The organism is Novosphingobium lentum NBRC 107847, from assembly GCF_001590965.1.
Taxonomy (GTDB): Bacteria; Pseudomonadota; Alphaproteobacteria; order Sphingomonadales; family Sphingomonadaceae; genus Novosphingobium; species Novosphingobium lentum.
Genome location: NZ_BCTW01000005.1, coordinates 198,919 through 212,622, shown reverse-complemented (window position 1 = coordinate 212,622; position 13,704 = coordinate 198,919). Strand labels below are relative to the sequence as shown.

At 65.7% G+C, this 13,704-nt stretch carries 13 protein-coding genes and 1 riboswitch; of the genes, 2 read left to right on the top strand and 11 right to left on the bottom strand.

All coding sequences use genetic code 11. The features are described from left to right. Positions 1-27: 27 nt before the first annotated feature. The 8 genes from NL2_RS06235 to thiC form a co-directional block, all read right to left on the bottom strand. A complete protein-coding gene (locus tag NL2_RS06235) occupies positions 28-870 on the bottom strand; it encodes an HTD2 family dehydratase (RefSeq protein ID WP_068073004.1) in 843 nt (280 codons plus the stop codon). Beyond that, a complete protein-coding gene (locus NL2_RS06230; RefSeq protein ID WP_068073002.1) occupies positions 867-1,298 on the bottom strand; it encodes a type II toxin-antitoxin system death-on-curing family toxin in 432 nt (143 codons plus the stop codon). Before NL2_RS06230 ends, NL2_RS06235 begins: the two co-directional genes overlap by 4 nt. Beyond that, a complete protein-coding gene (locus tag NL2_RS06225; protein WP_068073000.1) occupies positions 1,295-1,522 on the bottom strand; it encodes an AbrB/MazE/SpoVT family DNA-binding domain-containing protein in 228 nt (75 codons plus the stop codon). The genes NL2_RS06230 and NL2_RS06225 overlap by 4 nt, the downstream gene beginning before the upstream one ends. 57 nt (positions 1,523-1,579) lie before the next feature. Beyond that, positions 1,580-2,488, bottom strand: coding sequence for an SPFH domain-containing protein (locus tag NL2_RS06220; RefSeq protein ID WP_068072998.1), 909 nt, complete (start codon positions 2,486-2,488; stop codon positions 1,580-1,582). A gap of 75 nt (positions 2,489-2,563) precedes the next feature. Beyond that, complete coding sequence (locus NL2_RS06215) at positions 2,564-2,926, bottom strand: cupin domain-containing protein (RefSeq protein ID WP_068072996.1); 363 nt, start codon at positions 2,924-2,926, stop codon at positions 2,564-2,566. 4 nt (positions 2,927-2,930) lie between these two features. Continuing rightward, positions 2,931-3,368 (bottom strand): hypothetical protein, encoded by a 438-nt coding sequence (locus NL2_RS06210; protein ID WP_157083058.1) that lies wholly within the window; start codon positions 3,366-3,368, stop codon positions 2,931-2,933. Between the two features lie 30 nt (positions 3,369-3,398). Next, a complete protein-coding gene (locus tag NL2_RS06205; protein ID WP_157083057.1) occupies positions 3,399-3,986 on the bottom strand; it encodes a hypothetical protein in 588 nt (195 codons plus the stop codon). 4 nt (positions 3,987-3,990) lie between these two features. Then, positions 3,991-5,850, bottom strand: coding sequence for a phosphomethylpyrimidine synthase ThiC (gene thiC, locus NL2_RS06200; protein ID WP_068072990.1), 1,860 nt, complete (start codon positions 5,848-5,850; stop codon positions 3,991-3,993). A 38-nt stretch (positions 5,851-5,888) separates the two neighbouring features. Next, positions 5,889-5,994, bottom strand: a riboswitch (TPP riboswitch). Positions 5,995-6,156: 162 nt separating this feature from the next. Here thiC and NL2_RS06195 point away from each other — a divergent pair. Continuing rightward, complete coding sequence (locus NL2_RS06195; RefSeq protein WP_157083056.1) at positions 6,157-6,522, top strand: hypothetical protein; 366 nt, start codon at positions 6,157-6,159, stop codon at positions 6,520-6,522. A 113-nt stretch (positions 6,523-6,635) separates the two neighbouring features. Here NL2_RS06195 and NL2_RS06190 read toward each other — a convergent pair whose 3' ends face one another. The 3 genes from NL2_RS06190 to NL2_RS06180 all read right to left on the bottom strand — a co-directional run bounded on the left by NL2_RS06190 (position 6,636) and on the right by NL2_RS06180 (position 12,261). Beyond that, positions 6,636-8,054 carry a putative 2OG-Fe(II) oxygenase gene (locus tag NL2_RS06190; RefSeq protein ID WP_068072986.1) on the bottom strand — a complete coding sequence of 473 codons (1,419 nt, stop codon included), beginning with the start codon at positions 8,052-8,054 and terminating at the stop codon, positions 6,636-6,638. 5 nt (positions 8,055-8,059) lie between these two features. Further along, on the bottom strand, positions 8,060-9,595 hold the full coding sequence (locus tag NL2_RS06185; protein WP_245647591.1) for a tryptophan halogenase family protein: 1,536 nt from the start codon (positions 9,593-9,595) through the stop codon (positions 8,060-8,062). Positions 9,596-9,708: 113 nt separating this feature from the next. Then, a complete protein-coding gene (locus NL2_RS06180) occupies positions 9,709-12,261 on the bottom strand; it encodes a TonB-dependent receptor (RefSeq protein ID WP_068073105.1) in 2,553 nt (850 codons plus the stop codon). A gap of 389 nt (positions 12,262-12,650) precedes the next feature. On the opposite strand from NL2_RS06180, the gene NL2_RS06175 reads away from it, so the two are divergent. Further along, the gene (locus tag NL2_RS06175) at positions 12,651-13,697 is read left to right on the top strand and encodes a LacI family DNA-binding transcriptional regulator (protein WP_157083055.1); all 1,047 of its coding nucleotides are present in this window, start codon (positions 12,651-12,653) and stop codon (positions 13,695-13,697) included. Positions 13,698-13,704 lie beyond the last annotated feature (7 nt).

Here is a 13,704-nt window from a genome sequence, read left to right as displayed (position 1 = left end):
TTTTTTTGTGTCGCGCAGGCCGCGCGGTTACCGGTAGCCGGCCTGCGCCACGGTGGCGATCGCGCCGTCGCAGCGGATGGCGTGGAACGCACCGTCGCCCGCCGGCCCCAGCCGGATCGGCTGGTCGACGAAACACGGCGCCTGCGCGCGGAATGCGAAATGGGCCAGCACGCCGCTGCCCGCCGCCATCTCCGCCAGTTTTGCGGCCACGAACGGCCCGTGCACGATCAGCGCGGGATAGCCCTCAATCGCGGTGGCATAAGGCCGGTCGTAATGAATGCGATGGCCGTTGAAGGTGACCGCCGAGAACCGGAACAGCTGCACCGTTGACGGCGTCCACACCGCGCCGCCCTCGGCTGCGACGTGCGCGGCCCCGTCCGGCGTGGGCAAAGCCAGCGGCGCGCCGTCACCCGCAGCGCGATACACCAGCGTCTGGCGTTCGGTGACGCAAACCGCGCCGCGCTGCGCGATCGACCGCTCGATATCGACGAACACCAACTCGCCCGTACGCCCCGCCTTGTGGCGCACGTCCGCGATGCGGGTGACGGCCTCGGCCTCGGCATCGAGCAGCAGCGGCGCCTCGAACCGGATCGCGGTGGCCGCGAACATCCGGCGCGGTAGCGCCGCGATCGCGGGCAGGAACCCGCCGCGTAGCGGATGGCCATCGGCGCCGATCTCGCCGTCGAGCGGCGTCGGCAGGAACCACGCCCAATGCGCCAGCACCGGCCGACGCCCCCCCACATCGCCCTCCCCCCCGATCGCCACCGAAAAGCGGCGCAGGCTTTGCGTATCGAGCACCTCGCGCCGCCGCTCGCTCCGCCCGATCGCCGCGCGGGCCATGGCGATGTCCTCGTCTGTGAGCCCGGTCATGCGGTGCGTCCCGTGTCGTGCTTTCCCGTCATGCTTCTGCCTGGCATCGCGTGTTCGCGAAACCAGTCGGCAATGTCCGCTTCGGTCAGTTCGCCTGCGGCCAACGCGACCATCGCCACCACCAGTTCGGCATCGCTGGCCGTCAGCACCATACCGTTGAGCGAGAGGAACGTTTCGCTCACCACCGCCGCGGTACGCTTGTTGCCATCCACGAATGGATGGTTCCGCGCTATGCCGAAGGCGTAAGCTGCCGCGAGCGCCGCCGCATCGGGGTCGCCATAAAGCGCCAGATTGCGCGGCCGAGCCATCGCGCTGTCGAGCGCGCCAGGATCGCGCAGCCCTCCACCGCCGCCGTGTTCGGACAGTTGCTCGGCATGAGCCGCCAGCGCCACGTGCGGCAAAATCCACACCCATGCGGGCGGCGTCACTTCGCGAGTTCGCGCAATGCCTGCTTGCGCCGCGCCATCACCTCACGCGCCGCCGCCATCTGCGCGTCGAAGTCAGGCTCGGCTGAAGACAACTCAATCCCGCGCGGCGTGGTGACGACCGACAGCGTTTCGCCCACTTGCGCATTAAGATGGGCAAGCAGTTCCTTAGGCAACACTACGCCTGCCGAATTGCCGATGCGGGTGATCTTGAGGGTGGCGTTCATACGGACGTTATAACGCAAAGTGGCACGACGGACAACGGCAAATCAGCAGGACCAACCCTACCCCTTGTTCCCCTCCACCGCGCTCATCGCCTGCATGATCTGGTCGGAGATCGTGCCGACGGCGCCGGGGGAGTGGGCGAGGAACAGGGTGTTGGTCTTGTCGTTCTCGCCGATCGACTTGAGCGTGTCGAAGTACTGGGTGACCAGCACCAGCTGCATCACGTCGCGGGCGGTGGCGTCGCCGAGCGCCTTCTGGAAGCCTTCGATCGAGGTGCCGAGTCCTTCGATGATGGCGCGGCGCTGGTTGGCGATGCCCTGGCCCTGCAGCGCCTTGCTCTCGGCCTCGGCCTCGGCCTTTTTGACCACGAGGATCTTCTCGGATTCGCCGCGTGCGTTGGCGGCGACCTGTTCGCGCTGGGCGGCGTTGATGTCGTTCATCGCGGCCTTGACCTTGGCGTCGGGGACGATGTCGGTCACCAGCACGTTGACAATCTCGTAGCCGAAGCCCGACATGTCGGCATCGAGCTCCTGCTTGACCGCGGCGGCGATGCTGAGCTGGCTGGAGAACACTTCGTCGAGCGTCATGCCGGGCACGTGGCCGAGCACGACCTGTTCGACGTAGGCCTTGATCTGCCCGGTGGGGTCGGACAGGCTGTAGAACGCCTCGAACACCTTTTCGGGCCGCACCCGCGCCTGCACCGAGATCGGGATCGTGACGAACACGTTGTCCTTGGTCTTGGTTTCCATGGTCAGCGCGATCTGGTCAACGCGCAGGCTGACGCGCCCTTCGACGCGTTCGATGAACGGGAATTTCCAGCCCAGCCCCGGCGAAGCGGTGCGCAGGAACTGGCCGAAGCGGGTGATGATCGCGACTTCGGCGGTCTTGACCGTGTAGAAGCTGCCGAAAAACCCGCTCAGCGCGAAGAACACGACGATCATCGCCAGGAACGTCAGTACGGTACCCATGTCCACCCCCCAAAGTAATCGGGCCGATTGTAGGGGGCGGCGGTTAACGAATGCAAGGCGTGTGGCGGGCGCCGCCTAGATCCGCTGCAGCGTGGCCCGCGTGAATTGCGAGGGCTGATCCCCGGTGTTGGACGCCCCTTCCCGATCGATCAGCAGGATGTGCGCTTCGCTGGCCGCGCGCGGGCGATGTTCTGTGCCGCGCGGAATGACGGCCATCTCGCCGGGTGAGAGGCGAATTTCGCCGTCCCGCAAATCAATGACGAGTTCGCCTGACAGCACGAGGAACAGTTCGTCGGTATCGGCATGACTGTGCCAGCTGAATTCACCCGCAATTTTCGCCACGCGGATTTCGTTGCCGTTGTATTGGGCAATGATGCGCGGATTCCAGTGATCCGAGAATGCGCCGAGTTTTTCAGCGAGATTGATGGCCTGCAGCATACGACTACTCCCGCGTGCCCGACCAGCTGACTTCGTTGTGGAACGAGACATCGAGCGTGGGTGGCTGCTTGTCGCCGGCATAGACGAAGGCGGTGTCGCCATCGGCCTGGACGATCGCCTGCATCGCGCGCTCGACCCGCACGGTGATGACTGGCAGGCGCGGGTAGTCCGAGGTGATCTGGACGGTGTTGGGCCCGGTGCGGGTGAGCGTGAGCGTCACCCCATCGCGCGACGAGCCTTGCGAATCCGAGATCACCGCACCGTGCCACGCGCCCGCCAGCAGGTCTGCCAGATCGGGCTTGCGGGCTTGCGGTGTGCCGGAGCCTTGATCGCCGAGGTGTGCGGCGCGGCCGGGACCACCAGCGGGTTTGGCTTGGATCGGGCTGGCGGCGAGCAGCGCCAGCGCGATCGCCCCCAGCGCGGGAGGAAACGGTCGGTGCATCGCGGTCATCTCCTGAGAAGTTGCTGGCGGTTACTCCGGTATGCGGGTGAGCGTGGTGCGGTTGCGCACGAACCATTCGCCGGGCGTTTCACCAGCCTTTGCCGCCGTGAAGCGCACTTCCTTGAGGCTGGTCAGCGCGTTACCGTCGCGCCGCGTGGTGACGCGGATCGTGGCGGGGCGATCGTCATCGAGGCCTTGCTCGGTTTCGATCACCGTCCAATGCGCGGGGTCTGTGCTGGCCGGATCGAGCGCCTGCATGGAGGTGGACACTTCAGGCACCTCCCCCTTCCGGAAGGAGACCGAGTAAAGCGTCAGACCGTCCTTGCCAGTCAGCGTCACCGCGGTGATCCGCACGATCCCGGCCTTGGGGCCATCGTCGTAATCGGACGTGCGCACCTGGGTCACGCCGTCGCCGCCATCGCTGACCGCGACCTTGACCGGGAGGCCGAACCACGTGTTGGCCTGGTAATCGCGGTATTCGAGCTTGCCCTGCCAGCGCCCCACCTCGGATCGCCGTGCGGCGTCGAGGGTGAACGGATCGGCGAACGCGGGCGTGGCGGCGGCCAGCAACCATGCCGCCGCTGCCGCCGCCACGCCCAAGTCAATCCGCGCCCGCACCGGCTTACTCCGCCGGCAGGTAGAGATCGCCGCCTTCGCGGTATTTCTCGCTCATCGCTTCCATGCCGGCTTCGGCGTCGGCGGCTTCCAGCCCGGGATTGGCGGCGAGGAAGCTGTCGCTCGACTGGTTCTGCTTGGCGGCAAAGTCGCGCACTTCCTGCGTGATCTTCATGCTGCAGAACTTGGGACCGCACATCGAGCAGAAGTGCGCGGTCTTGGCGCCTTCGGCGGGCAGCGTCTGGTCGTGGAATTCCTCGGCAGTGTCGGGATCGAGGCTGAGGTTGAACTGGTCGCGCCAGCGGAATTCGAACCGCGCGCGGCTCAGCGCATCGTCGCGCAGTTTCGACGCCGGGTGTCCCTTGGCCAGATCGGCGGCGTGGGCGGCCAGCTTGTAGGTGACAACGCCGACCTTCACGTCGTCGCGATCGGGCAGGCCGAGGTGTTCCTTGGGCGTGACGTAGCAGAGCATCGCGGTGCCGAACCAGCCGATCATCGCGGCGCCGATGCCGCTGGTGATGTGGTCATAGCCCGGCGCGATATCGGTGACGAGCGGCCCCAATGTGTAGAACGGCGCCTCGCCGCAGACGGCGAGCTGCTTGTCCATATTCTCCTTGATCTTGTGCATCGGCACGTGGCCGGGGCCTTCGATCATCACCTGTACGTCCTGCGCCCAGGCACGCTTGGTCAGCTCGCCCAGCGTGTAGAGTTCGGCGAACTGCGCCTCGTCGTTGGCATCGGCGTTGGAACCGGGACGCAGGCCGTCGCCCAGCGAATAGGCGATGTCGTACGCCTTCATGATCTCGGTGATTTCGTCGAAACGTTCGTAGAGGAACGATTCCTTGTGATGCGACAGGCACCACTTGGCCATGATCGACCCGCCCCGGCTGACGATCCCGGTCACGCGCTTGGCGGTCATCGGAATGTACGGCAGGCGCACGCCGGCGTGGATGGTGAAGTAATCGACGCCCTGTTCGGCCTGTTCGATCAGCGTGTCGCGGAAGATTTCCCACGTAAGGTCTTCGGCAACGCCGCCGACTTTTTCCAACGCCTGGTAGATCGGCACGGTGCCGATCGGCACAGGGCTGTTGCGCACGATCCATTCGCGCGTGTCGTGGATGTTGCGGCCGGTGGACAAGTCCATGACGGTGTCGGCGCCCCAGCGGATCGACCAGACCATCTTGTCGACTTCGTTGGCCACGTCGGACGCGACCGCAGAGTTGCCGATGTTGGCGTTGATCTTGACGAGGAAGTTGCGCCCGATCGCCATCGGCTCGCTCTCAGGGTGGTTGATGTTGCTGGGGATGATCGCACGTCCGCGCGCCACTTCGTCGCGCACGAATTCGGGCGTGACATGGTCGGGGATGCTCGCACCCCAGTCCTGCCCGTCGCGGATGTGGTTGGCGATGGCGTCGCGACCGATGTTCTCGCGCAGCGCAACGTATTCCATCTCGGGCGTGATGATGCCGCGCCGCGCATAATGCATCTGGCTGACATTCATGCCCGGCTTGGCGCGCAGCACGGTCTTGCGGACCTTGGGGAACGGCGGGACGCCGCCCGACCGGTCCGGACCCAGCTGGCCATTGTCTTCGGGCCGCACTTCGCGCTGGAGCACTTCCTCGACATCGCCGCGATCGCGGATCCACGACGCGCGCAGTTCGGCCAGCCCGGCCGAGATGTCGATGGTGACGGCGGGATCGGTGTAAGGACCGGACGTGTCATAGACGTTGAGCGAAGGCTCGCCGCACGACGGCTCCAGATCGATCGTGCGCATCGCGACATTGAACGGGCCGACGTGGATCTTGCGGCTGCCGCGGATCGGGCCGGTGGTGACGCCGATCTCGAGCTTGGAATTGATGTCGGCCATGGCGCGCGCGCTCCTTCATGGCAGAGTGAAAGCCGGGGACACGAGCCGCGAGCCCTCCCTCCGCCCGTGTTAACGGGTTCAGGTTCAACGGGTCGGGCGATGCTAACCGCCCCTCTCAGCCAAGCGGCTCCCCGGGGTACGGCGCGACATTATGCGCGGGGTCGGCGAGTGTCCAGCCGCGTGTTGGCAAGGGGCGCGGTTATTGAGGCTTGAGGCATTACCGAAGTTTAATGTCGCGGCCCTGTCATGGACAGGGCCCGAGGCATACCCCTGCGCTCCTCAACGCAACAGGAGAGGATTTCCCTTATGTCGATCGCTACGAGAACCCGTCTGCTGGTCATTGCAGGTTTCGGTGCCGCGCTGTCGCTTGCCTCGCCCGCCTTCGCGCAGATGGCGGCTGAGCCGAGCGGTGCCGACGTCCCGACCTGCTCTGCCACCGTCACCGACCACTGCATGAATCGCGGCCACGCCATGGGCCATGGGGCGATGGGTCACCATCACATGGCGATGAAGGGCCATCACCACATGGCCAGGATGCACCACCACAAGATGATGAAGCATCATCACATGGCGATGAAGCATCACGCCATGGCGCATCACGGCGCGATGAAGTCCGACGGCATGATGAAGAAGCCCGACGCGATGAAGCCGGACCCCGCATCGAAGATGTAAACTGATCGGTTCGGGGCTGGCGGGCGACCGCTGCTGCCCCAAACGTCCTCCCTGTCGCGCCGTTTCGCCCTCTTTCAGGCACGGCGCGGCAGGGAGATTACCACTGCACTCGATTAACGGTCACCGTCTCGCTGCCCAGCTGGCGCGGGCGCGGGCACCACGTCGAACGCGATGGTCAGCCGCTCGCCGGGGCTGCACGGCACGGTGCCATGCCACATCGTAGACGGGAACAGCGCGAGACGGCCGGCTTTGGGCGCAATTTCGCCATACGCATCGAGCGGCAGGCCCAGTTCGGGCGGCGGGGTGCCGAAGCGCAAGTTGCCCGCCGAGCCTTCGGCCTGAGGAGACGGTTCGGGCAGCGCGACATAGAACGCCGAACTGATCCAGCCCATCGGGTGCGTGTGCGCGGCGTGATAGCCCGGCCCGCGCAGCCGCACCGACCAGCTGCCCGAAAAGCGGAAATCCTCGCGCGGACATGACAGCAGCGGATGCGCATGGTCGGCCGGCGGCAACGCATCGATGTACCGTCGCACCGCGCCCTCGATCCGTGACCGCGCCAGCGCGATGGCCGGGTCGAGCCGCAGCAGCAGCGGGCGGTCGGTCTGCGTGCCGCCGCGCACCGATTGTTCGTGATACGGCGCGCGGGCGGTGTGCAGCCGCCGCAGCAGCGCGGCGAGGTCGGCCAGTTCGGGCGCGGTGAACGCCAGGTCATACGTCGCGACACGCTCCATGCCATCGTCGAGCCACTGCGCGCGAGGATCGCCGGTCAGCCGCCAGCCCAGCGACAGGTAGGGCCAGAACGGGCGGATGCTGGGCTTGCCGATGTGGCGGGCGGCGATGGCAACCGCGCGCTCCACCTGTCCGCCGCGCAGGAAGTGGCGCACGCGCGCCAGGTCCAGCCCAGGGTCTTCGATCGCCTCCACCGCGTCGAACAACGCCGGATCGTCGGCGCCCTCGCCCGATTCGCTTTGCACGAACAGCTGCGACAGCGTCAGCGCGCGGCTTTCCCCGCAGTTCTGGCGCGCGTCCTCCAGCACCTCGCGCGCGGCATCCCACTCCTTGGCCACCGCCAGCACGTGGAACCACCCGAGCCGCAGCGCGACGTTGCCGGGATCGCGTTGCACGGCCTCGGCAAAGCTTTGCGCATGGTCGAGGTCTCCGGCTGTCGCGCGCAGGCCTGCCAGCGCGCGATGGCCGTCGATCCAGCCGGGATTGTACACCAGCGTCGCCGCCAGCAAGTGCTCGCCCCCGCCCGCATCGCCTTCCGCCGCCAGCGCGAGCGCGGCGTTGCGCATCACGTCGAGCCGACCGGGCAGCAGCCCGGCCGCCGTGGCGAACAGCTCCGCAGCGGGCAGCCCGGCTTCGTAATGGAGCTGCGCCAGCCCCAGCGCGATGTTGGGTTCGTTCGGCGCGAGCGCGGCGGCATGGCGGATCGCATCGAGCGCCTCGGCCATGCGCTGTGCCTCGCGGCATGTCACCGCGCGCGCCAGCCAGCCGGCGGCGTCAGTGGGTCGCTGCGCGCCGCCCCCCATCGCGCTCAGCCCGGCGCCTTGCAGTGCTGCGCGATGAACTGTTCGTGCGTGGGTGCGCGCGCTGCCTCGGCGGCCATCGCGGCGCGCAGCTTGCCCAGCCATTCGCGCCCGTCCACCCCGCGATATTCGGCGACCGGATCGGTGCGTTCGGGGGTGTTGAACTGGCCGATGTGCACCGCCAGCCAGCTTGGCGGGCCGAACAGGTCGGCATCGCGCGCGATCAGCCGGCCGTACTTGCGGAAATGCTCGATCTTGACGTGCAGCGTATCGGGAATGTCCATGCCTGCGCAATAGCGCCACAGTTCGGCATCGTCACGCATGGTCAGCTTGTAGTGCAGGATCAGGAAATCGCGGATCCGTTCGAACTCGTTGACCGCGATGCGGTTGTATTCCTCGATCCCCAGCGGATCGAAGTCGCGATCGGGGAACAGCGCGAGCAGCTTGGAAATGCCCGCCTGGATCAAGTGGATCGAGGTCGATTCCAGCGGCTCCATGAACCCGCTCGACAGGCCGATGGCGACCACGTTCTTGGTCCAGAAACTGTTGCGCCGCCCGGTCACGAACCGCAGCGGCCGCGGATCGCCCAGCGCCTGGCCATCGAGGTTGGCCGCCAGCGTGGCGGCGGCATCGTCGTCCGAGATGAACGCGCTGGAATAGACATAGCCGTTGCCCATGCGGTGCTGCAGCGGGATGCGCCACTGCCAGCCGGCGCTGCGCGCGGTGCTGCGCGTGTAGGGGGTGAGCGGCGAGACGTTGGCACACGGCATCGCCATGGCGCGGTCGCACGGCAGCCAGTGCGTCCATTCCTCGTAGCCGGCGTGGAGCGCGCCCTCGATCAGCAACCCGCGAAAGCCGGAGCAATCGATGAACAGCTCGGCGTCCAGTGTGCGTCCGTCGGTGAGCGTGACGCCCGCGACGAAACCGCTTTCACCGTCCATCCGGACATCGCCGACTTTGCCCTCTACGCGGATCACGCCGCGCGCTTCGGCGTACTGGCGCAGGAACCGCGCATAAAGCCCGGCGTCGAAATGGTAGGCGTATTCGTGCGTCGACAGGACATTGCGCGGGTCGCTCGACGGCGGTGCGAACTTGCCCGCCTTGGCCAGCGCCCACGCCATCGCATGATCGTCGAGCGCGGCGGTTTCGCCCTCGGCGCGGGCGCGCAGCCAGTAATGGTGCAAGGCCACCAGATCGAAATTGCGCCCGTGCGGGCCGAACGGGTGAAAATAGCGATGGCCGAGCTTGGCCCAGTCGACGAATTCGATGCCCAACTTGAACGTGCCCTGCGTCGCCTTGAGGAAATCCGCTTCGGCGATCTCCAGCGTCTGGTTGAACAGGCGGATCGGCGGGATCGTGGCTTCGCCCACGCCGACGGTGCCGATCTCCTCGGATTCCACGAGTGTGATGGTGCAGCCGTGCGGCAGCGCCTTGGCCAGCGCGGCGGCGGTCATCCACCCGGCGGTGCCGCCGCCGACGATGAGGATGCTGCGAATGCTGCGACCGGAATTGAGGTCGGGATCGGCGTTGGGGCTGGCCATCATTTCACCGTTACTGGGTTGGGCAGGATCTTGAAAGAAAAGACGGGCCGGAAGCCAAGCTCCCGACCCGTCCTTGTTGCGACCCGTGATGGGGATGCGACCCGTTTTCGGGCTTGTCAGAACCGGTAGCGCACCGATCCCTGCAAGGTGCGGCCATAGACCGCGCTGGAATCGAGGATCACGCTGGTTGGGCTCAACCGTTGCTGGACGTTGGCGCCGCCAGGGTAGCCGATGCGGTTGAACAGGTTGTTGACGTTCAGCCCCAGCTCGACCCCCGGATAAGGCCGCACCGACACGAACCCATTGACGAACACCGAACTGCCCAGCTTCACCGTGTTGGCGTTGTCGGTCCAGATCGAGCTTTGCCCGTTCACCGAAACACCGATCGCCGCAAACCCGGCGTCGTACGACGGCGAGACGAGGTAGGCGAACTTGGGGGTCGACTGCGGCGTGGTGCCCAGGTTGAGCAGCTTGGGGTTGGTGTACGTGGCGAAGCCGTTGAGGTGGAAGCCGCCGTAGTTGACGTTGTAGGTGAACTCCACGCCCGACGAGTGATAGCGGTTCGAGATGTTCGGGTTCTGCGGAGGATTGCGGCTGAGCAGCGTGAAGTCGTAGTTGTTTTCCATCAGCTGCGAACGGAAATACGTCAGCTCGACGTTGTAGCTCGCCCCGCCCAGACGACCGCGACGCTTCAGCCCGACTTCCTGCTGGGTGAGGAAGTTGAGCGACACCGCATCACCGTGCTGGTTAAGCGAACCATCGGCGTTGAAGTTGCCGCTGTAGGTCAGGCGATCGGCGTTGAAGCGGCCGCCCTTGCTGGCGCGGACGAACACGCTGGTATCGTTATCGACCGCATACAGCGCGCCGAGCGACCATGACACGTAGTGCTTGGTGTAGTTCAGGCGTTCGTTGACCGTGGTGCTGGTCTGCAGCGTCGGGATCGTAGCAGTGCCTAGCGCATCGGTGACCGTGGCCGTGCCCGCAGCGGTCGGCGCATAAGTCACGCCCGCAGCCTTGACCGAATCGTAGCGGATGCTGGCGTCGAAATCGAACCCGCCGAACTGCGCGTCGAGGTTCGCGAACGGCGCGGTGTCGGTATAGGTCAGGTCATACTGGCGACCGCCGCAGCATCCGCCCCACTGGTTGTTGTAGCCGGTCAGGCCGTTGGCGGCGAGCTGCGTGCCCGTGCCGTTTGGGCCGGAGAAGATGTCCAGCGGCGCGTTCTGGCTGTTGGCTTCCAGCGCCTGCGTGTAGTTGTTGATGCGCCAGTCCATCGAAATGTTCTGCCGCATGTAGAACACGCCCGCCTTGAGATCGACCTTGACCCCCGAGGCATCGCCGAACTTGGCATCGGCGACGAAGTTGTTCACCACGCTGCCGGTATCACGCATCCGCACATATACCAGCGCGCTGTTGCTGAAGTAGGGCGAGGTATAGACTTTGCCCTGGTTCGGGCCTGCCGCGTACACGAACGAACCGATCGTGCGCACGCCGACGGCGGCCGGATCGCTCGCCGTACCGAACGCGTTGGGGATCGTCTGCCCGATCGCCGAGGCAGTGATGCCTTCGCTGGTGAAGTGGTTGGCGAAGGCGCCTTCCTGCGTGGTGTAGCGCGCGCTGTCGGTAACCGAGAAGTGATCGCCGAATTCATAGTGGAATTCGCCGCCAACTGCGGTCGCCTTGGGATGGATGCCTTCGTTGGGCACCGTTTCGAACCCGCCGTTGGCGTTGAGGATCTGGAAGTTCTGGTTGTAGATGTTGGCGCTGGAATACTTGCGCGGATCGAGATTGCCGAGGTTCGAGAACCCGGTGATCGTGTTGCCGTTCTGCGTGCCGAGCGACGGCTGCGAGGTATTGGTGGGTTCGCGATCATCCAGTCGCTTGAAGTTCAGGCGCAGGTAGCCGCGGTTGTCGGGCAGTTCCTTGGTGACATTGGCCTTGATCTGGTAACCGCGCTCGGCATTGAACGGGATGTGATCGGGGCCGCTGCCGTCCTTGACGAAGCCGCCGACGTGGAAGCGGATGGTATCGCTGAGGTGGCCGCCATAGTCGAAGTCGAGCCGCTGCTCGCGATAGTTGATGCCCGACGACAGCGCGACTTCACCGCCCTCAGTGGTGCCGGTCTTGCTGATGTAGTTGATGACCGCGCCCGGACCCTGCGAGGCAAAGGTCGAGGCCGAACCGCCGCGAACGGCCTCGACACGCTCGACATTGTTGTCGAAGCGGATCCAGTAATCGTTGTTGCCGAACTGGATGTCGCCGAACAGGACGGTGGGCAGGCCATCTTCCTGCAGCTGGACATATTCGGAACCGCCGGTCGACACCGGGATGCCGCGCACGCCGATGTTGGCGTTGCCGCCGGGGCCGGCGGTGCCGCTGGTCTGGATGCCCGGGATCAGGCGCAGCACTTCGGCTTCCGAATGCGGCGTGAAGTTCTGGATGGTGTCCTGGCTGAGGCCGGTCACCGAGATCGAGCTGCGCAGCTTGGTGCGATCACCCGGCGCAGCGGTGACGACGATCTGGTCGAGCGGATTTTCGCTGGCCGTGGTGGCGGCGCTGTCGGCGGCAGTGGCGTCAGCCGGCTTGTCCTGCGCCATGGCGGGAACGGCAAGGCACGCTGCGGCCATCGCGACGATCGAACCACAGGTCTGCAAAGCGGTTTTGGTCATAATCCCTCCCATATCAGGTGTTCCCGTTTGGTCTGCAGGAATCACGTGTCAGCCTGATACGCGCGACTACAATCGTTTGCAATGGGGTATGCAAACGATTGCATACCCCATTGCGCGAATGCGTTGGGATGTGGCGGGAGGGCAACGGTCCACCTTTTGCGCAATGGACAGATTGCCCCGAAATCGAACGCCGGGTCGGTCGGATGGTTGGAACGAGCAAGCCGCAGCACGCGGTCAGGTCATCGCAACCGGTGTGGAACAATTTCGCGGCTGGTGACTTCTTACGCAAAAGGCTGTCACGCATACGGCTTATCCTGCTGTTGCAAACGATTGTAGCTGGATGAGGGCGCGCTTGTGTTCATCGAGTGCGGCGTTACAAGCGAAACTATATGAGTGGGGTAGAAGCTGACATGGAAGGCGGCGACCAGCCGAAACGCCGCATCCGCAACATCGCGGAACTGGCAAAGATGGCCGGCGTTTCCGCCGGTACGGTGTCGCGTGCCCTGGCTGGCAAGACGCTGGTCAACACCGAAACGCGCGAGCGCATCCAGGCAATCGCGCGCGAGCACGGCTTTCGGCCCAACCAGATGGCGCGCCGACTGCGCACGCAGCGCACCGGGGTGATCGGCGTGGTGATTCCGCTGGGGCACGAGCGCCGCCAACACATTTCCGATCCGTTCTTCATGAGCCTGTTCGGCTACCTCGCCGATGAACTGACCGAAAGCGGCCATGACCTGATGCTGTCGCGCGTCATCCCCGGCGATGACGAATGGCTCGACCGGATCGTCGATTCGGGCATGCTCGACGGTGCGCTGATGATCGGCCAGTCGGACCAGTTCGACGTGATCGAGCAAGTGGCCGAACGTTTCCGCCCGCTCGTGGTGTGGGGCAGCCACCGCCCCGGCCAGACCCACTGCGCGGTCGGCACCGACAATATCGAGGGCGGTCGACTCGCTGCGGCCCGCGTCATCACGCAAGGGGCCAAGCGTCTCGCCTTTTTCGGCGATGCCGGCGCCATCGAAATCGCGCAGCGGCTGGATGGCGCCCGCGCTGCCGTCGCTGCAGCGGGGCCCGGACACAGCCTGGTGTCGTTCTCCACCCACTTGTCGAGCGACGACATGGGCGTGCAGATCAGCGCGCATCTCGATGAGCTTGGCGGCAGAATCGATGCCATCGTCGCCGCGTCCGACATGATCGCGATGATGACCTTGCGGTTGCTGCACGATCGCGGTGTCGCCGTGCCGGGCCAGGTGATGGTCACCGGTTTCGATGACTTGCCGCTGGCCACGCAGACCGTGCCGCAACTGACCACCATCCGCCAGGATATCGCCAGCGGGGCCAAGGCGATGGTCGACAGCCTGATGCGCCGCATCGCCGGCGAGGACGTGCCCTCCACCGTGATGCCGCCCGAACTGGTGATCCGCGAAAGCGCCTGAGCGGGGG

Coding starts and splice junctions, on each gene's coding strand:
- NL2_RS06190 (WP_068072986.1), bottom strand. CDS start 8,054: ATGGGGGGCGGCGCGCAGCGACCCACTGACGCCGCCGGCTGGCTGGCG.
- thiC (WP_068072990.1), bottom strand. CDS start 5,850: ATGGCCGACATCAATTCCAAGCTCGAGATCGGCGTCACCACCGGCCCG.
- NL2_RS06195 (WP_157083056.1), top strand. CDS start 6,157: ATGTCGATCGCTACGAGAACCCGTCTGCTGGTCATTGCAGGTTTCGGT.
- NL2_RS06175 (WP_157083055.1), top strand. CDS start 12,651: ATGAGTGGGGTAGAAGCTGACATGGAAGGCGGCGACCAGCCGAAACGC.
- NL2_RS06210 (WP_157083058.1), bottom strand. CDS start 3,368: ATGCACCGACCGTTTCCTCCCGCGCTGGGGGCGATCGCGCTGGCGCTG.
- NL2_RS06225 (WP_068073000.1), bottom strand. CDS start 1,522: ATGAACGCCACCCTCAAGATCACCCGCATCGGCAATTCGGCAGGCGTA.
- NL2_RS06220 (WP_068072998.1), bottom strand. CDS start 2,488: ATGGGTACCGTACTGACGTTCCTGGCGATGATCGTCGTGTTCTTCGCG.
- NL2_RS06215 (WP_068072996.1), bottom strand. CDS start 2,926: ATGCTGCAGGCCATCAATCTCGCTGAAAAACTCGGCGCATTCTCGGAT.
- NL2_RS06180 (WP_068073105.1), bottom strand. CDS start 12,261: ATGACCAAAACCGCTTTGCAGACCTGTGGTTCGATCGTCGCGATGGCC.
- NL2_RS06185 (WP_245647591.1), bottom strand. CDS start 9,595: ATGATGGCCAGCCCCAACGCCGATCCCGACCTCAATTCCGGTCGCAGC.
- NL2_RS06235 (WP_068073004.1), bottom strand. CDS start 870: ATGACCGGGCTCACAGACGAGGACATCGCCATGGCCCGCGCGGCGATC.